The 5,641-nt window shown below is 40.4% G+C and carries 4 protein-coding genes and 1 pseudogene; 1 reads left to right on the top strand and 4 read right to left on the bottom strand.

Annotated features, from left to right (window positions below; translation table 11 throughout):
- Nucleotides 1-116: 116 nt before the first annotated feature.
- From B2V92_RS20585 to B2V92_RS20570, 4 genes and pseudogenes are all read right to left on the bottom strand, one after another.
- Complete coding sequence (locus B2V92_RS20585; RefSeq protein ID WP_293311792.1) at nucleotides 117-623, bottom strand: GNAT family N-acetyltransferase; 507 nt, start codon at nucleotides 621-623, stop codon at nucleotides 117-119.
- Between the two features lie 225 nt (nucleotides 624-848).
- Nucleotides 849-1,451 (bottom strand): annotated as a pseudogene (locus tag B2V92_RS20580) (short chain dehydrogenase); the annotation flags it as partial.
- A 73-nt stretch (nucleotides 1,452-1,524) separates the two neighbouring features.
- Nucleotides 1,525-2,658 carry a histidine decarboxylase gene (locus B2V92_RS20575; RefSeq protein ID WP_293311790.1) on the bottom strand — a complete coding sequence of 378 codons (1,134 nt, stop codon included), beginning with the start codon at nucleotides 2,656-2,658 and terminating at the stop codon, nucleotides 1,525-1,527.
- 152 nt (nucleotides 2,659-2,810) lie between these two features.
- Nucleotides 2,811-4,418 (bottom strand): S41 family peptidase, encoded by a 1,608-nt coding sequence (locus B2V92_RS20570; RefSeq protein ID WP_293311788.1) that lies wholly within the window; start codon nucleotides 4,416-4,418, stop codon nucleotides 2,811-2,813.
- A 190-nt stretch (nucleotides 4,419-4,608) separates the two neighbouring features.
- Between B2V92_RS20570 and murQ the strand changes: the two genes are divergently transcribed.
- On the top strand, nucleotides 4,609-5,415 hold the full coding sequence (gene murQ / locus B2V92_RS20565; protein ID WP_293311786.1) for an N-acetylmuramic acid 6-phosphate etherase: 807 nt from the start codon (nucleotides 4,609-4,611) through the stop codon (nucleotides 5,413-5,415).
- Nucleotides 5,416-5,641: the final 226 nt, after the last annotated feature.

Below are 5,641 nucleotides of genomic sequence, written 5' to 3'. Positions count from 1 at the left end.
CTGAACTTGGTTCAGCATCTTTCATGCTGTCATTAAATCTTTTAATCAGATCCTGAAATAAATCCGATAGCTATCGGATCAGGATGACGAACGAGGTATAACTAATCCCTCCAAACCTATTTAAGTTCAATTTTCCAGCTTAACATATCGTCAACTTCTCCGATATGGATAAAGTTGTTTTTTTCTAATATAGAATACGATGCCACGTTATCTTTTGTGGTTGCAGCAAAAATAGATTTCACTTTCGGTTGTTCTTTTGCCCATTCGATTATTCTGCCAACCGCTTCCGTCATGAATCCTTTACCCCTGAATTCCTCATAAGTGCCGTAGCCAATTTCAATTTCCCCGTTTGGGTCCGGCTCACCTACAAAACAGATGTCGCCTATCATCCTATGGTCTGGTTTTGAAATGATCGTCCATAAGGTGTGGTACAGGTAATCCTTATCCTTATCAAAAACATTGGGTAAAATGGTTTCTTCTAAGGCATCGTGCAGAGAATGGGAGATGTTTTTCTTGGTGGGTAAAAGGCCAAATTCCTTTTCGAGCGAATGGTCGTCTTTAATGTATTTTAAAAGTTGGTTGTGCGTTAAAGGCTTTAAAATGAGGCGTTCGGTTTCTATCATATTTGGAATTATTAGACAGACTAATATAATAGTTTGGCTTTTGAATAACCAAAATTTTGCAACAAGCTTTTGTTAAAAATAGATTTGCAAGGTATAAAGAATCACAACTGTCATCCTGAGCTTGTCGAAGGACCTTCCGTAAAACTTTACGAGATGTTCGACAGGCTCAACATGACAAACGCATAGACAAAACCAGGCTTATGATACAACCTCTTTTAGCGAAAACTAATAAACCTTTATCACCTGCCCGGTAACAATGCCCAGAACACTTTTTTCAAAAGCTTTAACCACTTTTTCCATCGTAACAGGTATTTCTCCTGGGAAAGAATCAAAATAAGATGGAGAATCTTCTACCACATTCGGGCTGATTGCGTTGATACGTACACTGTTTTCAAGTTCGGGTGCTGATGCAATCACAAAAGAATTTAAGCCGCCGTTTATCGCGCTTAAAACGGAGCCGGCTGCAACCGGATGATCGGCCAATATTCCAGAAGTTAAGCTAAAAGAACCGCCTTTGTTGATGTAATGCTGGCCAATAAGTACCAGATTAACCTGTCCCAATAATTTATCAAGCAATCCGCTTTTAAATGTTTCGCCGGTCAACTGCTTTACCGGCGCAAACGGTCCCTTTCCACTGGTGCTGATCAGGGCATCAAAAGCGCCGATTTTCTCGTACATCGCTTTAATCGATGCCTCATCTGTAATATCTACCTGAACATCACCTTTGGTATTCCCCACGCGGATTACTTCGTGTTTTTCGGCAAAGGCATCAGCTACTTTTTTGCCTAATGTTCCTGTTGCGCCTACAATTATTATTTTCATGCTTTTATGTTTAAAGGTTTTGTAATACTAAGTTAACGTTGCTATTAAACATTATGGTCATTCAAAAGTTTGTATCGTGTTAATCCTGTAAAATTATCTCGGCTTTTAAATCGCTTATAAATAAGTCAATATGTGCTTTGGTTACGTTGGGCATACAGATGATGTGCGAATTTCCCTGTTCTGCAGCTAATTGCCATTTTTTGCAGATTGCTGTGGATGGAGTAGGAAAATTTACTGTTATGGCATTTGGGTTCCGCCATGCAGCAATACCTGTTTCTTTAAGTTTTTCTTCAGTATAAGCCGCGGTTGCCAAACTGTGCATGGTTCTATCTTTCAGGCCAGCCAGCCCCAAACGTTTAATAGTATGCCATAAAAATAACGGACTATGTCCATTTCTCGATCCTGTAATGGTGGTATCAACACTTCCGATATAAGCAACCGATCGGGCAATCCGATCACGGTTTGATTTTTTAGCCACCACCACTCCGCAGGGCATCGGCGAGCCAAAAAATTTATGCCCGCTAATGGCAATGCTATCGGCGCCGTCTTCAAAATCGAAAGCCGGCCTGGGTTCAATCAAAGCGCTATAGGTGCCAGAGAGTGCTGCATCGGCATGGATATAATAATGCTGGATGGCCATTCTTTTTAAAATGGTTTTAATCTTGGCCACATCGTCACGTGCCTCCGTCATGGTGGTGCCGATGTTGGCCATAATAATGACCGGGATCTGGCGGTTCATCCTGATGGTATTTTCCAGATCTTCGTAATCAATTTCACCGTTTTCCTGCGTACGGATTACAATATTTGGCATATTGAGCAGGTGCAGGTTTTTTTGGACGCTATAATGTGTGGCTTCAGAGTAATAAACCATTGCTTTCGGATGTAGCTCTCTCGCCAGGTATAAACCGTAAAGATTACCTTCCGAACCTCCGTTGGTTACATAACCCCACCAGTTATCTTTAGGTGCGCGGAACAGTTCGGCAAAAAAACCGACTACTTCTTTTTCCAGTTCACGCGATCCAACACCATAAGTAGAGGCAACAAATGGATCACCAAGGTTATTCATCGGGTATTTTAAGAAATCGGATAATGCCTGATAATCAAAATCTTTTGATACGGGGTAGCCCAAAAATAATTCAGTCTGTTCCTTAACCTTTTCCAATAAATCGTTTAAAACTTTTTGATCTTTTGCCTGTAGCCTGCTTATTTCCATAACTGATATGATTTGCAGGCAAAATTAATAAATCGAAATATAGTTTCTTTATTTTGATTTAAATAAGAATATTATATTGATTTGTGTGTTGTTTTTGAAATTTAAAATCGAAGCATGCTGCTCACTTAAGCTTGGTAAAGTATAATATATGGTTACTGCAGGTTAAGTAGCGCCTGCCTTACGGCATTATCGGTTTGGTTGGCTGCTTTATAATAACCCACATCGCCCAGGTAATAACGGCAAAGCAATGCTTTTAAATCATTTAGGATTACTGTTTTTGAGTTGTAAAGCTGAAAACGGTCTATCGGAACATTTTTACGTTGAAGGAAACCGATAAAATCTTTAAAATCATTATCGTTTAAAGTAAAGATGTTAATATACTGATCTACAAAAGTAGCACTATACTTTGCGGTAAGCACATTGAATACATAATCAGAAAGTATTTTTTTACTTACTAAATTGCTGTAGAATTTATTGTATCCGGTGGTGTCGAGTTTTACAAATATATCTGGTTGGATACCGCCAACAGTTTTGATTTTTTTGTTGGGTTGAACATTAACTCCTTCGGTCTTCTCAACAGAATCCTGAAAAGAAGTACGGTCGCCGGTTAATTCTCCGTCCATCATACGCTCATCGAGTTCATGTTTATAGGCATCGTAACCTTTTTTGTACGATTTCTGGATGCTCCGGCCCGATGGTGTGTAATATCTTGCAATGGTTAAGTTAAGTGCCGAGCCATCGCCAAAGGCAAATTGTTCCTGCACCAGGCCTTTTCCAAAAGAACGGCGGCCTACAATAATCCCCCTGCCCAGATCCTGGATAGCACCAGCCACAATTTCACTTGCAGAAGCCGTATTTTCATTGATCAAAACTGCAAGTTTTCCATTTTGGAAAGCACCGGTTCCGGTAGAAAAATAATCGGTGCGCGGCTCGTGTTTGCCCTGTGTGTAAACAATCAGTTTGTTTTCTGGTAAAAACTGATCAGCCAGGCCTGTTGCGGCAGTAAAATAGCCACCACCATTATCACGGAGATCGAGGATCAGTTTTTTCATACCCTTAGCCTTCAGGTTATTTGCTGCAACGGAGAAGTCGTTGTCGGTATTGGCCCCAAATTTACTGATACGCACATAACCCGTTTCATTATTGATCATATATGCTGCATCAATGCTGCTGATATTTACCTTGCCGCGGGTAACCATAATGCGGTTGCTCTGCGTTATACCCGGGTGTAACAATACCACACTTACCCCGGTTCCGGCTTTGCCTTTAAAACGGCCTGTTAACTGGTCTTTTGGTAGGTTTCTGCCACTTACAACAGCACTATCGATACTTAAGATTTTATCACCTAATTTGATACCTGCCTGATAAGCCGGGCCGTCTTTTACCACACCTGTAACCATCATGGTATCGTTAAGCATATAGTATTCTATGCCCACGCCTTCAAAATTTCCTTCCAGGTTATCGGTCATATCCTGCGCATCCGTTGGTGGCAGGTAAACACTATGTGGATCGAGCTGGTGCAGCACACTGTCAATCGGTAAATTTTGAAGTGAATCGGTATTGATGTCATCAACATAATTACCGTTGATGATGTGGAGGATTTCGTTTAATTTCTCTTCGCTGTTATTGGCCAGCTGAGGGCTTTTTTTAACACCAAAGCCTTGGTCTTTAATGAATTTTATGCCCAAAAACATACCCGCTATTAAAATTACAGAATAGCTTACAGCGATCAGTATATTGGTACGGGTATTTTTTTTCATCGGTCTTAGCGCAAATTTATGAAAATTAGCGGGTTGATCTATTTTTTAACTGCATTTTCGTGTCTTTTGTTTATAATATTTAACAATAATTAACGCCTGGCGATTGTTGATTGGGCATTATGCTTGATATTTTTGTTTTTTTTAGGTAGATTTTAGAAAGAATTTACCGAATTTTATCAAAATTAAATTTATGAACAGAGTTACCGAGCAAGAATCAAACTATCACCACATCGATCAGATGTCGGTTTTGGAAGTTCTGCAGGGCATTAATAACGAAGATAAAACAGTAGCCTTTGCCGTTGAAAAATCTTTGCCTCAAATAGAGAAATTAACTGTGGCGGTTGCCGAACGGATGAAAAAAGGCGGTCGGCTTTTTTATATCGGAGCAGGTACCAGTGGCCGCTTGGGCGTGGTAGATGCATCAGAGTGTCCGCCTACTTATGGCGTGCCCTTTGATTGGGTTGTGGGTATTATTGCAGGTGGTGATACGGCGATCAGAAAAGCGGTAGAATTTGCCGAGGATGATGCCGAACAGGCCTGGAAAGACCTTCTGGAATTTAATATCAACGAGAAAGATTGTTTGGTGGGCCTAGCCGCTTCGGGCACTACACCTTATGTAATCGGTGGATTGAACACTGCACGTAAACATGGCATTTTAACGGGGTGTATTGTTTGCAATACCGGTGGACCAATAGCCGCAGAATCTGATTTTCCGGTTGAAGTGGTGGTTGGACCAGAATTTGTTACCGGATCTACTCGTATGAAATCGGGCACAGCACAAAAACTGGTTTTAAACATGTTGAGTACAACGGTAATGGTACAGCTAGGACGCGTAGTTGGCAATAAAATGGTCGATATGCAGTTAACCAATCATAAACTGGTTGATCGTGGTACGCAAATGGTTGCTGACGAATTGAACATTGCCTATGACGAAGCCGCAGAACTTTTAAGCCGTTACGGAAGCGTACGTAAAGCGGTAGAAGCGGGACAACATTAATTAAATGATAGAATGTTAGAATGAATGAATGATTGAATGGAGATGGAGGAATTTGAAAGTAACATTCGCTCATTCAAAATTCAATCCTTCAATAATTAAATGATAGAATGAATGATTGATTGAATGGGGAGTGGGAGAAATAAGATTAAACATTCGCTCATTCAAAATTCAATCCTTCAATAATTAAATGATAGAATGAATGATTGATTGAATGGAGATGGGGGAA

The sequence above is a fragment of the Pedobacter sp. UBA5917 genome, from assembly GCF_002432345.1.
In the GTDB taxonomy this organism is placed as follows: Bacteria; Bacteroidota; Bacteroidia; order Sphingobacteriales; family Sphingobacteriaceae; genus Pedobacter.
This window is presented reverse-complemented; position numbering and strand designations above follow the sequence as displayed.